Source organism: Streptomyces sp. JH34, from assembly GCF_029428875.1.
In the GTDB taxonomy this organism is placed as follows: Bacteria; Actinomycetota; Actinomycetes; order Streptomycetales; family Streptomycetaceae; genus Streptomyces.
In genome coordinates, this window is record NZ_JAJSOO010000001.1 from 759,871 (window position 1) to 779,928 (window position 20,058).

General features: G+C 70.5%; 19 protein-coding genes. 5 read left to right on the plus strand and 14 right to left on the minus strand.

Annotated elements, in window-relative coordinates:
• Positions 1-94: 94 nt before the first annotated feature.
• Together LWJ43_RS03575 and LWJ43_RS03580 are read left to right on the plus strand one after the other, a co-directional pair.
• Positions 95-1,072, plus strand: a complete 978-nt coding sequence (locus tag LWJ43_RS03575; protein ID WP_277330804.1) for an acyl-ACP desaturase — start codon at positions 95-97, stop codon at positions 1,070-1,072.
• A 144-nt stretch (positions 1,073-1,216) separates the two neighbouring features.
• Positions 1,217-2,107: a chitosanase gene (locus LWJ43_RS03580; RefSeq protein WP_277335800.1), complete on the plus strand. Its 891-nt coding sequence runs from the start codon at positions 1,217-1,219 to the stop codon at positions 2,105-2,107.
• Between the two features lie 83 nt (positions 2,108-2,190).
• On the opposite strand, the gene LWJ43_RS03585 is transcribed toward LWJ43_RS03580, so the two are convergent.
• The 4 genes from LWJ43_RS03585 to LWJ43_RS03600 all read right to left on the minus strand — a co-directional run bounded on the left by LWJ43_RS03585 (position 2,191) and on the right by LWJ43_RS03600 (position 5,024).
• Positions 2,191-2,442 (minus strand): WhiB family transcriptional regulator, encoded by a 252-nt coding sequence (locus LWJ43_RS03585; protein ID WP_277330805.1) that lies wholly within the window; start codon positions 2,440-2,442, stop codon positions 2,191-2,193.
• 121 nt (positions 2,443-2,563) lie between these two features.
• A complete protein-coding gene (locus LWJ43_RS03590; protein ID WP_277330806.1) occupies positions 2,564-3,355 on the minus strand; it encodes a VOC family protein in 792 nt (263 codons plus the stop codon).
• A gap of 200 nt (positions 3,356-3,555) precedes the next feature.
• Entirely contained in the window at positions 3,556-4,545 is a 990-nt protein-coding gene (locus LWJ43_RS03595; protein WP_277330807.1) for a multicopper oxidase domain-containing protein, read from the minus strand.
• Between the two features lie 248 nt (positions 4,546-4,793).
• Positions 4,794-5,024: a hypothetical protein gene (locus tag LWJ43_RS03600; protein ID WP_277336063.1), complete on the minus strand. Its 231-nt coding sequence runs from the start codon at positions 5,022-5,024 to the stop codon at positions 4,794-4,796.
• On the opposite strand from LWJ43_RS03600, the gene LWJ43_RS03605 reads away from it, so the two are divergent.
• Positions 4,918-7,275 (plus strand): ThuA domain-containing protein, encoded by a 2,358-nt coding sequence (locus LWJ43_RS03605; protein WP_277330808.1) that lies wholly within the window; start codon positions 4,918-4,920, stop codon positions 7,273-7,275. The two genes, LWJ43_RS03600 and LWJ43_RS03605, sit on opposite strands and share 107 nt — an antisense overlap.
• A complete protein-coding gene (locus LWJ43_RS03610) occupies positions 7,272-9,512 on the plus strand; it encodes an OmpL47-type beta-barrel domain-containing protein (protein ID WP_277330809.1) in 2,241 nt (746 codons plus the stop codon). The genes LWJ43_RS03605 and LWJ43_RS03610 overlap by 4 nt, the downstream gene beginning before the upstream one ends.
• Before the next feature lie 13 nt (positions 9,513-9,525).
• Here LWJ43_RS03610 and LWJ43_RS03615 read toward each other — a convergent pair whose 3' ends face one another.
• The gene (locus tag LWJ43_RS03615; protein ID WP_277330810.1) at positions 9,526-10,596 is read right to left on the minus strand and encodes an ABC-2 transporter permease; all 1,071 of its coding nucleotides are present in this window, start codon (positions 10,594-10,596) and stop codon (positions 9,526-9,528) included.
• On the minus strand, positions 10,593-11,603 hold the full coding sequence (gene ligD / locus LWJ43_RS03620) for a non-homologous end-joining DNA ligase (RefSeq protein ID WP_277335801.1): 1,011 nt from the start codon (positions 11,601-11,603) through the stop codon (positions 10,593-10,595). The genes LWJ43_RS03615 and ligD overlap by 4 nt, the downstream gene beginning before the upstream one ends.
• A 95-nt stretch (positions 11,604-11,698) precedes the next feature.
• Between ligD and LWJ43_RS03625 the strand changes: the two genes are divergently transcribed.
• Positions 11,699-12,760: an ATP-dependent DNA ligase gene (locus LWJ43_RS03625; RefSeq protein ID WP_277330811.1), complete on the plus strand. Its 1,062-nt coding sequence runs from the start codon at positions 11,699-11,701 to the stop codon at positions 12,758-12,760.
• Positions 12,761-12,764: 4 nt separating this feature from the next.
• Here the strand turns inward: LWJ43_RS03625 and LWJ43_RS03630 are convergent, their stop codons facing one another.
• The 8 genes from LWJ43_RS03630 to LWJ43_RS03665 are packed head-to-tail and all read right to left on the minus strand — an operon-like array spanning position 12,765 to position 20,058.
• The gene (locus LWJ43_RS03630) at positions 12,765-14,003 is read right to left on the minus strand and encodes a lytic transglycosylase domain-containing protein (protein WP_277330812.1); all 1,239 of its coding nucleotides are present in this window, start codon (positions 14,001-14,003) and stop codon (positions 12,765-12,767) included.
• 19 nt (positions 14,004-14,022) lie between these two features.
• Positions 14,023-14,814 carry a hypothetical protein gene (locus tag LWJ43_RS03635; protein WP_277330813.1) on the minus strand — a complete coding sequence of 264 codons (792 nt, stop codon included), beginning with the start codon at positions 14,812-14,814 and terminating at the stop codon, positions 14,023-14,025.
• A gap of 39 nt (positions 14,815-14,853) precedes the next feature.
• Positions 14,854-15,384, minus strand: coding sequence for a nuclear transport factor 2 family protein (locus tag LWJ43_RS03640; protein WP_277330814.1), 531 nt, complete (start codon positions 15,382-15,384; stop codon positions 14,854-14,856).
• A 13-nt stretch (positions 15,385-15,397) separates the two neighbouring features.
• On the minus strand, positions 15,398-16,009 hold the full coding sequence (locus tag LWJ43_RS03645) for a hypothetical protein (RefSeq protein WP_277330815.1): 612 nt from the start codon (positions 16,007-16,009) through the stop codon (positions 15,398-15,400).
• The gene (locus LWJ43_RS03650) at positions 16,006-16,527 is read right to left on the minus strand and encodes a hypothetical protein (RefSeq protein WP_277330816.1); all 522 of its coding nucleotides are present in this window, start codon (positions 16,525-16,527) and stop codon (positions 16,006-16,008) included. Before LWJ43_RS03650 ends, LWJ43_RS03645 begins: the two co-directional genes overlap by 4 nt.
• Positions 16,524-17,780 carry an MCE family protein gene (locus LWJ43_RS03655; protein ID WP_277330817.1) on the minus strand — a complete coding sequence of 419 codons (1,257 nt, stop codon included), beginning with the start codon at positions 17,778-17,780 and terminating at the stop codon, positions 16,524-16,526. Before LWJ43_RS03655 ends, LWJ43_RS03650 begins: the two co-directional genes overlap by 4 nt.
• Complete coding sequence (locus tag LWJ43_RS03660) at positions 17,780-18,919, minus strand: MCE family protein (protein WP_277330818.1); 1,140 nt, start codon at positions 18,917-18,919, stop codon at positions 17,780-17,782. Before LWJ43_RS03660 ends, LWJ43_RS03655 begins: the two co-directional genes overlap by 1 nt.
• Positions 18,916-20,058, minus strand: a complete 1,143-nt coding sequence (locus LWJ43_RS03665; RefSeq protein ID WP_277330819.1) for an MCE family protein — start codon at positions 20,056-20,058, stop codon at positions 18,916-18,918. Before LWJ43_RS03665 ends, LWJ43_RS03660 begins: the two co-directional genes overlap by 4 nt.

Below are 20,058 nucleotides of genomic sequence, written 5' to 3' on the forward strand. Positions count from 1 at the left end.
AGGGCCGGGCTTGGCTGCGGCCTTACCGCCGCCTTAACCTACGGTCACGTAACCTACGAAGCCGTAGGTAATTCTCCCGTCCCCAGGAGCCCCCGTGACGATCACCTCTCCCCACCTCGGCAGTTCGAAGGCGTGGACAGACGCCCAGCTGCTGTACGCACTGGAGGAGGTGGTGGAGAAGGAACTCAACCGCCATCTCAAGGTCGCCAAGGACTGGATGCCCCACGAGTACGTGCCGTTCTCCGACGGCCGTAACTTCCCCGGATACTTCGAGGACGGGGAGGCGTGGGAGACCAGCCAGTCCAAGGTCACCGACATCGGGCGTATCGCGCTCGTCGTGAACCTGCTGACCGAGGACAACCTCCCCAGCTACCACCACGAGATCGCCTCGCTCTTCGGCCGCGACGGCGCCTGGGGCACCTGGGTGCACCGCTGGACGGCGGAGGAGGGCCGGCACGGCATCGTGATGCGCGACTACCTGCTCACCTCGCGCGCCGTGGACCCGGACAAGCTCGAGCAGTTCCGCATGGCGCACATGGCCGAGGGCTTCGAGTCCGACAACCGTCACTCCATGCTGCACTCCGTGGCGTACGTCGCCTTCCAGGAGCTGGCGACCCGCGTCTCGCACCGCAACACCGGCCACCAGTCGGGCGACCCCGTCTGCGACCGGATGCTGGCCCGGATCGCGACCGACGAGAACCTGCACATGGTCTTCTACCGCAATCTGCTGGGCGCGGCCTTCGACCTCGCCCCGGACCTCACGATGCAGTCCGTGCGTGACGTCGTCGTCAACTTCCGGATGCCCGGACACGGCATGCCCGGCTTCGAGCGGGCCGCCGCACAGATGGCGATCGGCGAGATCTACAACATGCGCATCCACCACGACGACGTGATCCAGCCCGTCCTGCGTTACCTGAAGGTCCTCGACATCGACGGCCTCGGCCCGGAGGGCCTCAAGGCGCAGGAGGAGCTCGGGCTGTACATGAGCGGCCTGGACAGCGAGGCGTCGAAGTTCGACGAGAAGCTGCTGGCCCGCAAGGCCCGTATGGCGGCCAGGGCCGCCCAGGGCTGACACCCGCGGTCCGCCCGGCACGGGCTCGGGATCCGCTCCCCGACCCGCCGTGAGGCAGCGGCGCACGCGTCACGCGTGCGCCGCTGCTTCACGTCCGGACCGACCCCAGAGCTTGACGGAACGTACTCTGTGCCCGTGAAACCTGTGACGCGTCTCCTTCTCCTCGGCGCACCGATCGCCGTAGTCGCCTCGATCCTGTTCAACGTGAGCGATTCCGAGCCGCCCACGATCACCGGACAGGCCGCTGGAACCGGCAGGACCGGCACGCCGACGCCCGAGGCGGCCGTACAGGCCGACGAGCGCGCCGAGGAGATCGACGCGCTGCCGCCCGGGCTCGCCGACCCCGCGATGAAGGAGACCGCCTCCCGGCTGGTGGCCAGCGCGGAGGCGTCCACCCTGGACTGGCGCAGCCAGTACGCGGCGATCGAGGACGTGGGTGACGGGACCGGCTACACCGCCGGCATAGTCGGCTTCTGCTCCGGTACGAACGACATGCTGCAACTGGTCGAGGCCTACACCGAGGAGCACCCGGACAATCCGCTCGCCGCGTTCCTCCCCGCCCTGCGCGAGGTGGACGGCACGGACTCGCACGAGGGCCTGGACCCCGGCTTCACCGACGCGTGGCGCCGGGCGGCGGAGGACCAGGCCTTCCGGGACGCCCAGGACGCGACGCGCGACCGGCTGTACTTCGAGCCCGCGGTCCGGCTGGCGAAGATGGACGGCCTCGGCACCCTGGGCCAGTTCGTCTACTACGACGCGATGGTCCTGCACGGCCCGGGCGTGGAGGCGAACGGCTTCTACGGCATCCGGGACGCGGCGATGGAGTCGGCGGACACGGCGGCGGAGGGCGGCGACGAGACCTCGTACCTGAACGCCTTCCTCGACGAGAGCCGGTCGGCGATCAAGGCCCGCAAGGTGCAGCGCGACACGACGCGGATCGACACGGCACAGCGGGTGTTCCTGCGCGAGGGCAACCTCGGACTGGAGAAGCCGCTGGTGTGGCGGGTCTACGGGGAGACCTTCCGGATCACGTGACGGGGCGCGCCGACCGGTGACGGGCCACTCGGCGGACGGTAGGCCGGTCCCGGCGTACCGCACCGTCCCGGGACCGCCGGTCCTCAGCCCCGGCTGCGCCGGCCTCTGCGCAGCCGGTCCCGCTCCTTCTCGGAGAGGCCGCCCCAGACGCCGAAGCGCTCGTCGTGGGTGAGCGCGTACTCCAGGCAGGCGACCCGGCCCTCGCAGGCGTTGCACAACTGCTTGGCCTCACGGGTGGAGCTGCCCGGCGCCGGGAAGAAGAACTCCGGCCCGGCCTGCGCGCACAGCGCGGTCTCCTGCCAGGTGAGCTCGTCGGTCATGGTGTTGATCGGCATGACGCACACGATGCCCGGTGGCGATAAACATGTGATCAACGATGGTTCAACGACCGGTCCGGCCGCAGGCTCCGCGCGCCCGGCGGGGCCGGTCTCACGGGGATTCCCGCAGGTCGGGAACCTACGGCATCGGAGCGGGCTTGATCAATGCGAAGGTCGCTCCCGCCGGGTCGGCGAGGGTCGCGATCCGGCCGACTTCCGGCAGATCCGTGGCGGCCATGGTCACCCGCCCGCCCAGCCGCTCCGCGGCGGACACCGTGGCGTCGGTGTCGTCCACGGCGAAGTACGGCAGCCAGTGCGGTCCGGCCGCGGTCTCGCTCGGCACCTGGTCGAGGGGCACGAGTCCCCCGAAGGCGGACTCGTCGTTGTCCGTGCCCGCGGGCCGGACGACCGTGTAGGAACCACCGGGGAAGCTCATCTGGTTGGTCTGCCATCCGAAGACCGTGTGGAAGAACGCGGCCGCCGAGGGCACGTCCGGGGTGTACAGCTCGGACCAGATCAAAGAACCGGGTTCCATGATCATGCCGAGGCCGGGGTTCGTGCCGGGCTGCCAGACCCCGAAGTACGCGCCGTTGTTGTCGGTGAAGCCGCCCATGCGTCCGTAGTCGAGCACGTCCATCGGCGGGAAGGCCGCCGTGCCCCCGGCCTGCTCGACCGTCCGGGCGGTGGCGTCGGCGTCGGGGGTCTGGAAGTAGACCGACCAGGAGGGCTTTCCCTGGCCCTCGGGCACGGTCATCACGCCCGCGACGGTCCTGCCCCGCAGTTGGTACGTCCCGTAGCCGCCGGTCTCGGGGCCGCCGGGCAGCAGCTCCCAGCCGAAGAGGCCGTTGTAGAAGGTCGTGGCCGCGTCGATGTCGGGCGTGCCGAGATCGACCCAGTCGGGGGCGCCGGTCTCGAAGGACGGGTCGAGCATGGTGTGCTCCTCGGGCGGATCCTGTGCCTCGCGTGGTCCTCACGCCAGGCTTCGCTCACCCTCCGAGTCTGGCACCGGGCACGGACCACCGCAGTTCCGGCGTGCCGGCCGGGCGGGGGGCCGGCCGGCCGGGGGGCCGGCGCCGGAAGCACCGTCTCAGCGACCGCCCTCCCGACGGGCCGGGGCGCCGGGGCCGGACCTCAGTGTCCGTGCTCCTCCGCCGCGCCTGCCGCGTGGTGCGGCGGGTCGTACCCGGGGACCGTGCCGTCCGCCTTGGCGACGAGCAGCAGTCCGGCCATCCCCATGTCGGAGTGGCTCTGGACGTGACAGTGGTACATCCAGGCACCCGCCCCCACGTGTTCGCCGGCGATGATCTGGAAGCCGAAGGAGTCGGCGGGGCCGCAGATCTTCGTGTCGACCACACGGCTGGGGTCGTCGGGGCCGGTCAGCAGCCCCGTCCTGTTGTCCGCCCAGCGGTGCCCGTGGATGTGGAACGTGTGGTAGTACTCGCCGTGCGTGATCATCACGACCTCGACCCGGTCGCCCACGGTGGCCTCGAAGTTCGGACTCTCGTGGGCCGCCTTGTTGTTGATCGTCATGTCGTTGAAGACGATCGTGATCGTCCTGTCCGGCAGGACGTCCCCCTTGCGGCGCACGACGAGGGGCCCGTACAGGCCCTTGCGGATGCCGCCCGTGCCGTGGTCGGTGCCGACGACGTGGTCGTGGTAGTGCCAGTAACCGGCGCTGCCCGCCTGCCAGGTGCCGTCCTTGCGGCGGCCCGGGGCATGGGTGCGCCAGGTGTAGGTGCGGGTGCCGCCCGGCTCGACGTGACTCCGGTTCATCCGGGTGCCGTCACTCGCGATGTCGTAGTCGACGCCGTGCACATGGAGGCTGGCGTCGACGTCCGTGGTGTTCTCGAACTCGATGTGCAGCGTGTCGCCCTCGGTGATCTCGATCAGCGGTCCGGGGATCGACGCCTTGCCCTTCTCCAGCCCGTATCCGAGCTGTCCGTCGGCCAGTTTCTCCGCGTACAGCTTGAGATGGCGGACAGCACCGCCCGCGGGGGCCGTCTTCGCCGGGTTCTCGGCGGAGGTGGCCTGCACCGCTCCGAGTGACATCGATGTCACGCCGGTGGCCGCCGCCACGCCCCCGCCCACCAGCATCCTGCGGTTGAAGGTCCTTCGGTCCATGTCGAACTCCCCACTGAGAGACGGAAACTGACGCGCTGCTCCCCTGGACGGCCCACACGGTAGCCGGGGCCCGTGGGTTTATCCACACTCAGGACAAAGTTCGTTCAATTGCTGCCATAGCTATTGGCGAGTCACGAAAAGAGGTCTAGCTTCGGGCGCTGTCGCAGTGACTTCAGAGGTGCGATGACCAAGAAGTGACCGGAGAAGTGACCAAGAGGGGTGGGTGACCACATGCAGCGCACACCACATCACAGGTCCAGATCGCGCCGCGGGATCGCGGCGGCAGTGGCGGTCGGCGGCCTGACAGCGTCCCTGCTCGGCGGCAACGCGGCCACCGCCAGCCCGTATCCGGATCCAGGGCTGAAGGAACGGGTGGCGACAACGTTGTCCCTTCCTTCGCCGCCGGGCGGGGCGAACGTCAGGGTACTGGTGTTCCACGCCTCGGCGGGTGAGGAGCCGGCGACCGTGGACGCGGGCATCGCGGCCATCGAGAAGATCGGCCTCAGCGGACCCGAGGCGGGGCGCTTCAAGACGGTCGCCACCGACGACGCCGGGGTCTTCACCAACGGCAAGCAGCTCGGCAAGTACAACGCGGTCGTCTTCCTGACCGGCGGCGGTGACGTGCTCGACCCGGAGCAGGAGGCGGGCCTCGAGGCCTACATGGAGGCAGGCGGCGGCTTCCTCGGCATCCATGACGCGGCACGCACGGAACCGTACTCGGACTGGTTCACGGGTCTGGTCGGCGCCCGCCCGGCGGCGGACAGTCCGACAGCCGTCCAGCGCGCCACCGTGGAGATCGGCGACCGGCAGCACCCGGCGACGAAGAACCTCCCGCTGGAGTGGAAGCGCCCGGACAAGTGGCTGAACTGGAAGGACAACCCGTCCGGCGACGTGCACACCGTGGCCCGCGTACGCGAGATCACCTACTCCCCCGGCAAGAGCGCCAACGGCTGGGACCACCCGGTCTCCTGGTGCCGTGACTACGACGGCGGGCGTTCCTTCTACACCGCCATGGGCGGGACGGCCGCCGGCTTCGCGGAGACCGACTTCCGGGACCATCTGCGCGGCGCGCTGGCCTGGACGAGCCGCATCTCGCAGGCCGACTGCAAGGCCACCATCGACTCCAACTACACGGCGGAGCGGCTCACCCAGCCCAACCAGCCCGGCACGAACGACCAGATCGGCGAGCCGCACGGGCTGGTCACCGCGAAGGACGGCAGGGTCTTCTACATCGGGCGCGGCGGCGCGGACAGCAGCGTGCCGGTGGTCACCGACTGGAAGGACCCGAACGTCGGCAAGGGCGAGGGCGAAGTTCACGTCTACGACCCCGCGACCAAGAAGGTCACCCTCGCGGGCAAGCTGAGCGTCTTCGGCAACAAGGGCGGCGGCGACGAGCTGGTCAAGGTCGAGGAGGGGCTGCTCGGGATCGAGCTGGACCCTGACTTCGCCACCAACGGCTGGGTCTACCTGCACTACACCCCGCACGCGAAGATCGACCGCGACAAGCAGATGGCGGTGCGGCAGGTCTCGCGCTTCACCTTCGACCACGCCACGAACAAGCTGGACCTGGCGTCCGAGAAGGTGCTGCTGAACTGGCCGGTCCAGATCCACAGCTGCTGCCACGCGGGCGGCGGCATGGCCTGGGACTCCGAGCAGAACCTCTACATCGCCACGGGTGACAACAACTCCTCCGGCTTCAGCGACGGTTACTCGGGCAACAACCCGCAGCCGAACTACAAGGGCGTGTCGTTCGCCGACGCCCGCCGCACCGCGGGCAACACCAACAACCTCAACGGCAAGATCCTGCGGATCCACCCGGAGGACGACGGCACCTACACCCTGCCCGAGGGCAACCTCTTCACCGGCAAGGAGCCGGACGAGGGCGGGGGCAAGACCCGCGGCGAGATCTACGTGATGGGCGTCCGCAACCCGGCGCGCATCTCCATCGACACGTCGACCGACACCCTGTACGCGGGCTGGGTCGGCCCCGACGCGGGCGCTCCCAGCACGACCTGGGGTCCCGCGAAGTACGACACGTTCGCCGCGATCACCAAGGCGGGCAACCACGGCTGGCCGTACTGCATGGGCAACAAGCAGCCCTACCGGGACCGCAACCTGCCCGACCCGTCCAAGCCGCTCGACTGGTACGACTGCGACGCCCCGAAGAACGAGTCGCCCAACAACGACGGCCTGGTGAAGCTGCCCCCCGTCACGTCGAACACCATCTGGTACTCGCCCCAGGGCGGCGGCGTGGACTACCCGCGTGACGCGAACGGCGTCCCCAGCTACAAGGTCGAGGACCAGAAGCAGCTGCTGCCCTGGCTCAAGGGTGGCGGCCAGGCCACGATGAACGGACCGGTCTACCGCTACGACGCGGCGAGCACGAGCGCCGCCAAGTGGCCGTCCTACTGGGACGGGAAGTGGTTCGTCGGTGACTTCTACGACGACACCCAGCCGCGTCACGCCGTGCTCACCGACCCGAAGACGGTCGGCAAGGGCGGTCTGCCCACCCACGCCGAGTCCCTGAAGAAGATCATTCCCGTCGGTGCGAACGGGATCCGCAACCTCATGGACTGGAAGTTCGCGCCGGACGGATCGCTCTACGTCCTGGACTACGGGCGCGGTTTCTTCACCTCCGACTCCAAGTCCGCGCTGTGGCGCGTGACGTACAAGGGCGGCGGTCCGACCCCGGCCGCCGCAGACCTGGCCAGGAAGGCGGCAGCGCAGTGAGACACCCCTCGCTCCTCGCTCGACGGCGGTACGGGCCCGCACGCTGGTGGCTCGCCCTGCTCGGATCGTTCCTGATGGTCCTGGGGCTGGCGTCGACCGCCGCCTACGGGCGGGACGACGACCGGGCGGCGGCCGCCGCAAACCAGGTCCTCAACTGGACCGCCGGTGACCCCATCGACCACTACCTGACGGCGCCGAAGACCGCGGTGGCCGGCGCCGCGACCCTCGTCTTCGAGAACAGCGCGGCCACGGGCAACACGACGGGCATGCCGCACACCCTGACGTTCAGCGTGTCGGACCCGGAGTTCAACAACGACGTCGCGGTCAACATCCTGGCCAACCCCAGTGACAGCGAGGGCGGCAAGCACAGCGTCGACGTCACCCTCACCCCGGGCCGGTACTTCTACCACTGCACGATCCCCGGTCACGGCTCGATGCAGGGCATCCTCACGGTGACCGAGGACGGCGGCGGTGGCGAGGACACCACCGCTCCCGAGACCTCGGCGACCGTGGACGGCGACAAGAACGCGGACGGCGCGTACATCGGCCAGGCGACCGTGACCGTGGCGGCGACCGACGCGGGTTCGGGCGTCGACACCGTCGAGTACGCCGTCGGGGCGGACGGCGCCTGGCAGCCGTACACCGCACCCGTCGTGGTGAACGAGGTCGGGTCGCACACGATCCGCTACCGCGCCACCGACAAGGCGGGCAACGCCGCGGCGGAGAAGAAGGCCGACTTCGCGGTCGCCGCACCGCCGACGGACGACGAGACCGCGCCGGAGACCTCGGCGACCGTCTCGGGCGAGAAGGACGACGCCGGCGCCTACCTCGGCATGGCCACGGTCACCGTGACCGCGTCCGACACCGGGTCCGGCGTCAACACCATCGAGTACGCGGTCGGGGCGGACGGCGCCTGGAAGCCGTACACCGCACCCGTGATGGTGCATGAGGTGGGCGAGCACACCGTCCGCTACCGCGCCACCGACAGGTCCGGCAACGTCGCGGCGGAGAAGTCCGTCGCCTTCACCGTCGTCGAGCCTCCGTCGCAGGACAAGACACCGCCGGAGACTTCCGTGGTGGTGTCGGGCGACAAGAACTCTGACGGCGCGTTCATCACCAGTGCCGAGGCGACGGTCACCGCGACCGACGCGGACTCGGGCGTGGACAAGGTCGAGTACTCCCTCGACGGCGGCCCGTACCTGGTCTACTCGTCCCCCGTCATCGCCGACCGCGTCGGCTACCACACGTTCGCCCACCGGGCGACGGACAAGGCGGGCAACACCTCGGAGGCCAGGCAGGTCTCGTTCACCGTCGCGCAGAGCGGCGGCGTCCCGGCACCCAACTGCCCGGAGTTCGACGAACGGCTCACCGTCATCGTCGGCACGGTCGACACGGGTGTCCCCAACCGGCTCACCGGCAACCGCTGCACGATCAACGAGCTGATCGAGGACGAGAAGGACTGGTCGTCGCACGCGCTGTTCCTCAAGCACGTCGACAAGGTCCTGGACAAGCTCCTCGCCGACGGGGTCGTCGACGCCCGTGAGCACAAGAAGATCTACAAGGCGGCCAAGCAGTCCGGCATCGGCAAGCCGGGCCAGGACGAGGGTTACCGGAAGCTCTTCGACGGCACCGCCGACTCCCTCGCCAAGTGGGAGCAGGTCGGCGGCGGGAAGTTCGGGCTCAACACCGAGGACGGCTCGATCACCAGCTCCACCACGGTGGACGGCATGGGGATGCTGTGGTTCCCGGCCCGGCAGTACGGGGACTTCTCGCTGAAGCTCCAGTGGCGCGACGACGCCCCCGGCGCGGGCAACGCCAACGGCGGTGTCTTCGTCCGCTTCCCGAACGTCCACGACCACCCGGAGGAGTCCCGTCCGGAGTGGGTCGCCATCAAGTACGGCCATGAGATCCAGGTCAACGACCGGCCCGACGGCGACATGTACAAGACCGGGTCCGTCTACGGGTTCGACCGGGTCGGCCTCGGCGGTGCCGGGGTCACGCCCAAGGGCACCTGGAACGACTACGAGATCCGGGTGGTGGACCAGCACTACTCGGTCTACCGCAACGGTGTCCTGCTCAACGAGTTCGACAACAACGGCGGGCAGGTCTTCGAGCCGCCGCGGGGTGACGACCCGGGCACCGACGGCCGGCGGTACGCCTCCGGCTACATCGGGCTCCAGGTCCACAGCACCACGGACGTGATCTCGTACCGCGACATCCGCGTGAAGGAGTTGTAGGCGCGAGGCACACTCAGGCGGCCGTGGCCGCGTGCTCCGGCACGCGGTCGCGGCCTCCTGGGTGCCGGCGGCGCCAGACCCAGAAGACCGTGCAGGACACCAGCGCCCAGGCCGCCAGCACCAGGTACGGGAAGGCGTACTGGTGGCCCTTGTAGTAGACCGCGGTGTGCTGGGCGTTGATCGAGGCACCGGGCGGGAGCCAGCGCCCGATGTGCCCGAGGAGCGAGGGCAGCAGCGGCCAGGACACCGCCCCGCCGGACGACGGGTTGCCGAGGAGCACCATGACGCCCCAGGTCGGGATCATCGCCCACCGGCCCATGAGGGTGTTGAACATCGTGAAGACCATCCCCGACGTGAACATCGTGAACGCCAGGATCAGCCACGACTGCACGAACGGCAGATCGAGGGCGCCGAGCCCCCAGTCGACCACCGCGGCGATGGCGAACCCGCCGAGCAGGGAGTAGGCGACGGTGAACAGGATCCGTTCCAGCGGGTTGAGCGCCCGGGCGTGGACGCTGAGCTGGATCGCCCCGACGAAGCCGATGATGACGGCGGCGAGCGAGATGTAGAAGAGGGCGAGACCGCGCGGGTCCCCCTCCCCGAGCGGTTTGACGTCCTTGACGGTGAGCGGGACACCGATGGTGCGGGCGACCTTCACCCCCGTCTCCCCCAGCAGCTGGGCGACGGTGGCGCCGGAGGCCCCGGCGACGTCCATCACCACGCCCTTCCCCTTGCTCCGCAGGATCGCGAAGACCTTCTGCTCCTCCAGGGCCTCCTCGGCCTGTGCGCCGTCCGGGTATCTGTGGAGTTCGAGCGAGGCGTCGAGGGCCTTGTTCATGCCCCGGACGAACTCGGCGGCGTAGGGCGTCCTAGGGCCTTCGACGACCGCGACCGGGATGCGGTGCGGCGTCGGATTGGCCATCGCGTAGGTGTACGAACCGGCGAAGAGACCGGCCGCGGCCGCGAGGATGAAGAGCAGGACCACCGCGGGGAAGTACGGCGACTTCTTGTACGCCTCCCACTTCTCCCGCCGGGTCGGCGGCCTGCCGTGTGCTCCGTGTCCGCCGGTGGCCCGGTCCGTCATGCCGGGTCGCCGTGGTCGTGGCGGGCGCGGCTGGGCTGCACCCGTTTCGGCTCGCCCGGCATCTTCGGGTACTCGGGCGGATAGGGCAGGTCGCCGAGCTCGTGCTCGTGCTCGTCCCGCCTGGCCAGCTCCAGCAGCCGGTCGAGCCGGAAGGCGTGGTCGTCCATGTCGGCGTGCAGGTCGCCGACCTCCGCGTACCGCGCGGGCATGGTCCGGAGGTCGAAGTCGCGGGGCTCGGCGTCGTCGATCTCCTCCCAGCGCAGCGGTGCCGAGACGGGGGCGTGCGGGAAGGGGCGTACGGAGTAGGCGGAGGCGATGGTCCGGTCGCGGGCCGTCTGGTTGTAGTCGACGAAGATCCGCTCGCCCCGTTCCTCCTTCCACCAGGCGGTCGTCACCCGGTCGGGCATCCTGCGCTCCAGTTCCCGGCCCACCGCGATCGCCGAGCGTCTGACCTGGGTGAACGTCCACTCCGGTACGAGTGGGACGAAGACGTGGATGCCACGTCCGCCGGAGGTCTTGGGCCAGCCGCGCAGCCCGTGGTCGTCGAGGACCGAACGCAGTTCGTGGGCCGCCCTCACCGCATCGGCGTAATCGGTGCCGGGCTGCGGGTCGAGGTCGATGCGCAGCTCGTCCGGGTGGTCGGTGTCCGCCCTGCGCACCGGCCAGGGGTGGAAGGTCAGGGTGCCGAGGTTCGCCGCCCAGAGGACGGCTCCCAGTTCGGTGGGGCACATCTCGTCGGCGTGCCGGCCGCTGGGGAACTCGATCCTGGCGGTGGGCGTCCAGTCGGGGAGGTTCTTCGGTGCCCGCTTCTGGTAGAAGAACTCGCCCTCGACCCCGTCGACGAAGCGCTGGAGGGTGGTGGGCCGCTCACGCAGGGCCCGGAGGATCCCCGGTCCCACGGCCTGGAAGTAGTCGGCCACGTCCTTCTTGGTGTAGCCCTTCTCCGGGAAGTACACCTTGTCCGGGTTGGACAGCCTTACGGCCCGTCCGTCCACGTCCAGCTCCATCGCTGCTCCAGCTCCCATGTCGGCCACCGTAGGGCGGGCCCACATACGCCGCATATCGGGAGGACGCGCCGCGTGCGGTGGGTGAGAATCGGGCCATGGACCTGCCGGTGATGCCACCCGTGAAGCCGATGCTCGCCAAATCCGTGTCCACGATTCCCCCTGGGATGCAGTACGAGGCGAAGTGGGACGGGTTCCGGGCGATCGTGCACCGGGACTGCGACGAGGTGGTGATCGGCAGCCGGACGGGGAAGCCGCTGACCCGCTACTTCCCCGAGGTGGTCACCGCGGTGCTGGAGAACCTTCCCCGGCGCTGTGTGATCGACGGTGAGATCGTCCTGCCGTACGACGGCCGGCTCGACTTCGACCGGCTGAGCGAGCGCATCCATCCGGCGGACTCCCGGGTACGGATGCTGGCCGGGCGGACCCCGGCGAGCTTCGTCGCCTTCGACGTCCTCGCCCTGGACGACCGGTCCCTGCTCGCGACCCCGCAGACGGAACGGCGGAGGATCCTCGAGGAAGCGCTGGCGGGGGCCTCGGCCCCCGTCCATCTCGCCCCGTCCACCACGGACCCGGCCCTCGCACGGGAATGGTTCGACCGGTACGAGGGAGCGGGGCTCGACGGAGTGGTCGCCAAACCGCTCGATCTGCCGTACCGGCCGGACGCACGCGTCATGTACAAGATCAAGCACGAGCGGACCGCCGACTGCGTGGTGGCCGGTTACCGCTTCCACAAGAGCGGCCCCGTGGTGGGCTCGCTGCTGCTCGGTCTGTACGACTCCGGGGGTGCCCTGCAGCACGTGGGGGTGTGCGCCGCCTTCTCGATGAAGCGGCGGGCCGAACTCGTCGAGGAGCTGGACCCGTTGCGCATCGAGCCGGCGGACCACCCGTGGGCCGCCTGGGCGGACGCCGCGGCGCACGAGGGGTCACGGCTGCCGGGCGCGCCGAGCCGGTGGACGGGCAAGAAGGACCTGTCGTGGGTGGCCCTCGCGCCGGAGCGGGTCTGCGAGGTGGCGTACGACCACATGGAGGGTGACCGTTTCCGCCACACCACCCAGTTCCGCCGGTGGCGGCCGGACCGCAGTCCCTCCGGCTGTACCTACGCGCAGCTGGAGGAAGTGGTGCGCTACGACCTGTCCGAGGTGCTGAGCGCCCGCTGACCCGTCACACGGCCGGAGTGGGGCAGGGCTCACCGGTGGGGTCGGCCGGGTCGGGCGTCGGGGTGGGGGCGGTGGGGCAGCCTGGATCGGTGGTCGTGGGCTCCGGGTCGGGCGTCGTGGTCGGGTCGGGCGTCGTGGTCGGGTCCGGTGTGGTGGTGGGGTCCGGTGTGGTGGTGGGGTCCGGGGTCGGCGTGGGCTCGGTGGGGCCGCTGTCCGTCGGGCCGGGGCTCGGGGGTCCTCCCGGGCCGGGGCTGCCGGAATCCGTCGGCGTGGGGGTGGGTGTGACGGTGGGTGAGGTGGAGGGGCGCGGGGTGCCGCCGGGCTGCGGGCCGACGATGATCCCGCCGCCCCCCTTGCCGGGGTCGCTCGGGCTGCCGGGGCCTCCGACCGGGGCCTCAGGCGCGTGGGGACTGCCCGCTCCGGGGCTCCTCGGGACGACGCCCCTGCCGTCGGCGACGGTGTGGGTGCCCTTGCGGTAGAACTCCAGCCAGGACAGGACCGTGCGCAGGTAGGTGTCGGAGTGGTTGTAGCTGAGGACCGCCCTGTCCAGGTCCGCCCGTGAGGACAGGTCGCGTGTCCCCGCGCAGAGGTAGTGGCCGGCGGCGAGGGCCGCGTCCTGGACGTTGCCGGGGTCCTTGCGTCCGTCTCCGTTGCCGTCCTTGCCCCAGTGCGCCCAGGTGGAGGGGATGAACTGCATGGGCCCGACGGCGCGGTCGTACCGGGTGTCCCCGTCGTACGCACCGCCGTCGGTGTCGGGGATGTTCGCGAAGCCGGCTCCGTCGAGGATCGGGCCGAGGATCGGGGTGAGCGTGGTGCCGGCGGCGTCCACCCGTCCTCCGCTCGCGTGGCCGGACTCCACCTTCCCGATCGCGGCGAGCAACTGCCAGGGGAGGTTGCATCCCGGGTCGCTGCCGCGGAGGGAGCTCTCCGCTGCGCGGTAGGCGGCCAGGACGGTGGCGGGGATCCCCGCCTCGGCCCATGTCCGCACGACCGCCGGGCTCGGCTTCTTCCCGCTGTTCAGGCCCTTGGGCGGCTCCGGCGACCGCAGGGGCGGAAGCTCGGTGTGGTAGCTGTCGTCGTTCGGCACCTCGGTCCAGACGACGTCGTCCGAGGCCACGGTCTTCATGTCGTCGTCGGGGCCGCCGGCGAGCCCGGGGGCCTGGGACGCGGTGAGCGCCGCCATGGCGGCCACGGCGGTGGCCGTCCCGGTGAGCCCGCGGCGCATCGTTCCGTTGAACCTCATGTTTCCTCCCTCTCCTGGGTCATCGCGCGAAGGTGTCGATGGCCGCGATCCGCCAGGTGTCACCGCGTCGTACGGCGTCCACGGCGAACATGGCGGCCGCGTAGGTGGTCTCCTCCTGCTTGCCGGTGCGGGTGTTGCTCTGGTCGGCGAAGACGAGCAGCCGGGCCCGGTCGCCGTCGAGCAGTTCGACGCCGCTCTCGGTGACGGTCGTGGTGAGCACCAGCTTCTGTTTCGGCGCCTGTGCGCGTACCTCGGCGAGCATGTCCTTGTGCTGCTGGACCGCCTTGCCGGTCAGGTACTTCTGTGCGGCCAGGTCCGACTTCCCCGGCGACGCGTACGTGTACGAGAAGACGGCGCCCACGGCCTCGGAGATCTGGCCCTTGACCTCGCTCGTCCGGCTGATGTCGGTGAGGGCGGTGTTCTGCCGCGTGGGGTCCTCCCGGAGCGTCGCGGCGGAGGTGAACGCCCAGGCGGCGAGGGCGCCGAGGAGAACGGTGGCCGCGCAGAGCACGGCGGGGAGCGGGATGCGGAGGCGGGGCATCCGGCCGGCGGGACGTCCGTCGTCGGCGGGCTCGCCGGAGGCGTCGGTGTCGGCCTTCGCGTCGGCACCGGCCGCCTCGTCGCCCTCGGGATCCTCAGGAGACTCGGCATTCTCAGGGGACTCGGGATCCTCAGGGGACTCGTGGGCGTCAGCGGACTCGGTCGCCTCGGTGGCCGGTTCCCGGGTCGCGGCTGTGCGCGGCGGTGCGCTCGTCGCGGTGACGGTGGCGAGCCTGCGGCGGCGGTTGACGAGGTGTCGGGTCGTCGACATGTCGGTGGTCCTCTCGAAGGGCTTTCGGTCGGGCGGGGTTCAGCCGGCGGTGTTGCCGACCGGGGCCTGGCCGAGGGCGCTGAGCTTCCACCCCTCGGAGGTGCGGGTGAGCTGCCCCAGCATCCGGCTCTCCTTGACCGCGGGCTTGCCCTCCGGGGCCGTCACGGTGACTCTGAGCGCCACCATCACCCCCGCCTTGCCGGCCCGGTCGTCGAGCTCCGTCACCGCGCCCGACAGGATCTCGGCGGTGCTGACGGTCCTGGCCGCCTCGATCTGCTTCACGAACGCGTCCCGTCCGTCGACGAGTTGCTTGTGGAGGTCGCCGGTGGTCGACTCCTCCCAGCTGTCGAGCCCTTTCTCCACCTTCGCGTGGTCGAGCGTGTTCATGTTCTGCACGGCCTGCTCACCCGCGGCCAACGCGTCGTCGCGTGCCTCGGCGTAGGCCGCCGAGTCGTCGTGTGTCACGTCGTAACGCTCCCAGCCGCCCCAGGCCGCCGCCCCGGCCGCCGCGACCGCCAGCACGACCGCCGCCGTCACCAGCGGATTCCTCGTCGTCCGTACCCGTGCCATTGGTGCCTCTCCCCTACCTGGAGGTGATGTCGACGATGATCCAGCGGTCGCCGCGCAGTTCCGCCGTCACCGAGAGCTGGGCCGCCGCGGTGGTGGCGGCCTTCCCCTCGCGCTCGTAGACCTGGTCGAGGAAGACGAGCAGGTGGGCGCTGCGGGTGCCGAGCCGGGTGACTCCGGCGCGTACGGCCTGCGAGGTGAGCGTGAGTTTCTGGTCGGCCGCCTGTTTCTCGACCTGGCCGAAGAGTGCCGCGTACTGCTGCAGGGCCTTGCCGGCCAGGAGTCGCTTCGCCGACTCCTTGGTGGCGGCGGTGCTCCGGGGGTTGTACGAGAAGACCTTGCCCAGGGCGCTGCTGACGTCTCCCACGACCCGGTTGGTCCCGGCGGTGTCGGTCAGCGCGCGGTTCGAGGTCGCCGGGGTGTCGCGCAGGTGCCGCCCCTGGACGAAGAGGACGGCACCGGCGGCCAGCAGGGCGACGGCCAGGGCCGCCGCGAGAACGCGGCGCCAGGGCGCCCGGCGGGGCGTGCCGGGCTCCTGGGCGGTGTCCACCCCGTCACCCGCTGCCTCCGTGTCCGGGCCGGGCTTCGAGGAGGCCTCCTGGACCGTGGTCCCTCCGGGCTGTGTCATCCGCCGCTCCCGACCGGTATCGCGTCCAGTGCCTTGATCTTCCAGCCGTCCCCGGTCCGGGCCAGGGTCGCCTCGAAGCGTTTGCGCTCGGTGCCGTCCGTGCCGGTGCGCGGGGTGATCGCGACGTCCACGGTGGCGATCAGCACCGCTGTTCCGGCCCGGTCGTCGAGCGCGGTGAGGGCCGCGTCGGTGACCTTGCCGCGTGCGGTCGCCCCGGCTTCGGTGAGCTCCGCGGTGTCCTTCTTCCGGCTGCTCTCCAACTGTTCGTGCAGCGGGCCCGTGGAAGCGGCGAGCCAGGCCGTGAGCCCGGACTTCACGCTCGCCGCGCTCGTGCCGTCCATGCTGTTCAGCCGCGCGAGGTGACTCCTGCCGTCGGCGGTCGCCGCGTCACGTGCCTTGGCGTACGCCAGCGTGTCGTCGCCGCGTGCCTGGGCGTAGGACCAGCCGCCGAGTGCGCAGACCAGCACGGCCGTGAGCATGACGGCCCAACCGCCCAGGTTCCTGGTACGGGCGTTCACGCGCCACCTCCCAGGCCGAGCAGGCCGGCCATGCCGTCGGCCGGGCGTCCCGCGTCTCCCGCGACGCCGAGGGCTCCGGGGAGTCCGGATCCCTCCGTGCCGGAGATCAGCGAGCCGGGCTTCGCCGGCTTCGGCACACCGCCGCCGTCGGGGGCGTTGGCGCTGCCCCGCACGTTGACGCCGCTGCCGGGCGGGGAGGCGCAGCGGGCACCGGTGTTCACCGCCGGTGCGGCCGAGAGGTCCTTGCCGGGCCGGTAGGTGGTGGAGCCGTATCCGGCGGTGCAGGGCAGCGGTTCGAAGAAGGTGACGGACATCCCGAAGCGGGCGTCTCCGTCCTCGTCGATGATGCTCGCCCCGGCCGCGGCGACCGCGGGTACCTTCACCAGCAGCTCCTCCAGGCCCCGTTGCCGGGTGACGGCGACCTCGGAGGTGGTGAGGAGGTTGGCGACGACGACTCCGAAGCCGGGTTCGAGGTCGCGCAGGAGCCCGCTGATCTGGGCGGTGGCACCGGGCGCCGCCGCGATCAGCCGTCGCAGGTCGGTGTCGGAACCCTTCAGTTCGGCGGCCAGCTCCTCGGCGCCGGAGGCGAATCCCTTGAGCGCCTCGCCCTGTTCGGCCTGGGTACGCAGGACGGTCTCGCCGTCCGCCATCAGCTTGGTGGTGGTCGGCAGTGCCCGGTCGGCCGCGTCGACGAACTCGCCGCCGGTGTCCAGCAGCACCTGGAGGTCGTCACCGCGTCCTTCGAACGCGGCGCCGAACTCCTCGACGACGGTGCGCAGGTCTTCGGTGTCCACGGAGGCGGTGAGGTCGTTGACGCTGGTGAGGACGTCGGTGACGGGCGCGGGGACGGTGGTGTCGGCCTGGTCGATGACCGAGCCGTTCTCCAGGAACGGGCCGTCCTCGCGGGTGGGCCGCAGGTCGACGTACTGCTCGCCGACCGCGGAGAGGCTGGCGACCACGGCTTCCAGGCTGTCGGGGATGCGCGGCGCGTCGTTCTCGATGCGCAGTTCGGCCTCGACCCCCTCGTCGGTGAGCCGGATCGGGCCGACCCGGCCGACGGAGACTCCCCGGTAGGTGACGTTGGAGTGCGTGAACAGGCCGCCCGTCTGCGGCAGTTGGATCTTGACGGTGTAGTAGCCGCGCAGTCCGACGTAGTGGCCGAGGTCGGCGTACCGGGCGCCCAGGTAGCCGAGGACGAGTACCGCGATGATCAGGAAGGCGATGTTCTTGAGCCGGGTGGCGAGGGTGATCATCAGCGGGTGCCCTCCGTGCCGGACGCGGTGACCGACGGGAGCGGCAGCGGCAGCGCCGAGCCGGCCTTCTGCGTGGTGCCGGTCGCCGGCGGGGTGAGCGCCGGGATGATCTGCGTGCCGGGCACGGCGGTGACGTCCAGGTAGACGTTGAGGTAGTCGCCCTTCACCCCGCGCAGCACTTCGTCCGTGAACGGGTAGGTGAGCAGCACCTGCAGGGAGTCGGGGAGGTCCTGCCCCGAGTCGGCGAGGGCCGTCAGGGTGGGGGCGAGGGCCTTGAGGTCGGCGATCATGTCCGCCTTGCTCCTGTTGACGGTGTCGACGGCGACGGTGGAGAGCGTGTCGAGCGAGCGCAGCATGGTGAGCAGCGATCCGCGCTGCTTCTCCAGTACCTTCAGGCCCGGGCTGAGGCCGGTGAGCACGGTTCCCACGTCCTGTTTACGGGTGGCGAGTGTGGCGGCCAGCCGGTTGACGCCGTCGAGCGCATCGGTGATGTCCTCCTTGTGGGTGTCCAGGTCGGTGACGAGGGTGTCGACGCGGCTCAGCATCGAGCGGATCTGGGGTTCCTGTCCGGCGAGTGCCTTGTTGAGCTCGGTGGTGATGGTCTTCAGCTGGGCGATCCCGCCGCCGTTGAGGAGCATCGACAGGGCGCCGAAGACCTCTTCGACCTCGGGGTTGCGGTTGGTGCGGACGAGCGGGATGCGGTCTCCGTCGGACAGCGAGCCCTTCGCCGTTCCGTCGGCGGGCGGTGAGAGCTGGACGTACTTCTCACCGAGGAGGCTGGACTGTTCGAGGTGGGCGTAGGCGTTGGCGGGCATCTTGATCTTCCCGTTGACGCGCATGGTCACCTTGGCCGTCCAGCTGCCGGGGGTGAGGGAGATCTTGGTGACCCGGCCCACGGCCACGTCGTTGACCTTGACGGAGGACTGCGGGGCGAGGCTGAGGACGTCGCCGAACTCGGCGGTGATCTCGTACGGGTGGTCGCCGAGGTCGGCGCCGCCGGGCAGCGGCATCTGGTCGATGCCCGAGAACGACGGCAGGCCGGTGGTCGTCGCGACGAGTACGAAGCAGACGCCGGCGGCCACCAGGGCTCCGAGGCCCGCGACGGCGCGCGTGCCGGGTCCGTGCAGGGCGGGGCTCATCGGTCCGCCTCCTTCTTCTCGCCCGTACCGGTCTTCTTCGTGGTCCCGGTGTCCTCCGGGGTGCCGTAGACGGTGCCGACGGCGGGCAGCGGCAGGGCGGGCAGGTCCTTCTGCCGGGTGGTGTCCACCGGGGCCAGCCCCTGGAGGCCCGCGGTCCCCGCACCGGGTTCGGTGAGCGGACCGCCCATGGACAGCTCGTTGAGGTTCGTGCGCCCGTTGAGGGTGCGGTTCGCCGGGTCGTAGGCGTTGAGCACGTTGTCCGCCGCGAGCGGCAGCGTGTCGAGCGACTCGGCGAGCGAGGCGCGCTGGTCGACCAGGGTCCGGGTGAGGGGCACCAGGAGGTCCACGTTCTTCTTGAGCGCGCCCCGGTTCTTCTGGATGAAGCTCTTGACCTGGCCGAGCGCGGTGCCCAGTTCCTTCAGGGCCGCGCTGAGGTTCTCCTTGTCGTCGGCCAGGAAGCCGGTGACCGTGTTGAGTTGCTGTTCCGCGGCCCGCACGTCACCGTCCTTCTCCTTGAGCACGGTGGTGAAGGTCTGCAGGTAGGACAGCGTGTCGAAGAGGTTGCCGCTGGACTTGTCGAGCGTCTTCGTCGCCTTGCCGAACTGCTCGATGGAGTCACCGATGGCCTCCCCGTTGCCCTTGAGGTTCTTGGAACCGGTCTCCAGGAGGCCGGAGAGGGCTCCGTCGGCGTTGGCACCGTCGGGGCCGAGCGCCGCGGAGATCTCCGTGATCGACTCGTAGAGCTGGTCCACCTCGATGGGCGTGGCGTTGTTCGCCGCGGGGAGGACGGCGCCGCCCCTCAGCCGCGCTCCCCCGGTGTAGGCCGGAGCGAGCTGGACGTACCGGTCGGCCACGAGGGTGGGGGCGACGACGACGGCGTGCGCGTCCGCGGGGACGTCGACGCCCTCGTCGAGCCGCAGGGTGACGCGGACCTCCTCGCCGCGCGGTGTCACCGCTTCGACGGTGCCCACCTTCACTCCGAGGATCCGCAGGTCGGATCCCGGGTACACACCGGTGACCCGGTCGAAGTAGGCGGTGACGGTGGTGCCGTCCTGGTCCATGGCGCTCACGCCCGAGCCGACGGCCACGGCCACGACCGCGAGTCCGGCCCCGATACCGATGATGCGGATGCGCCTCAT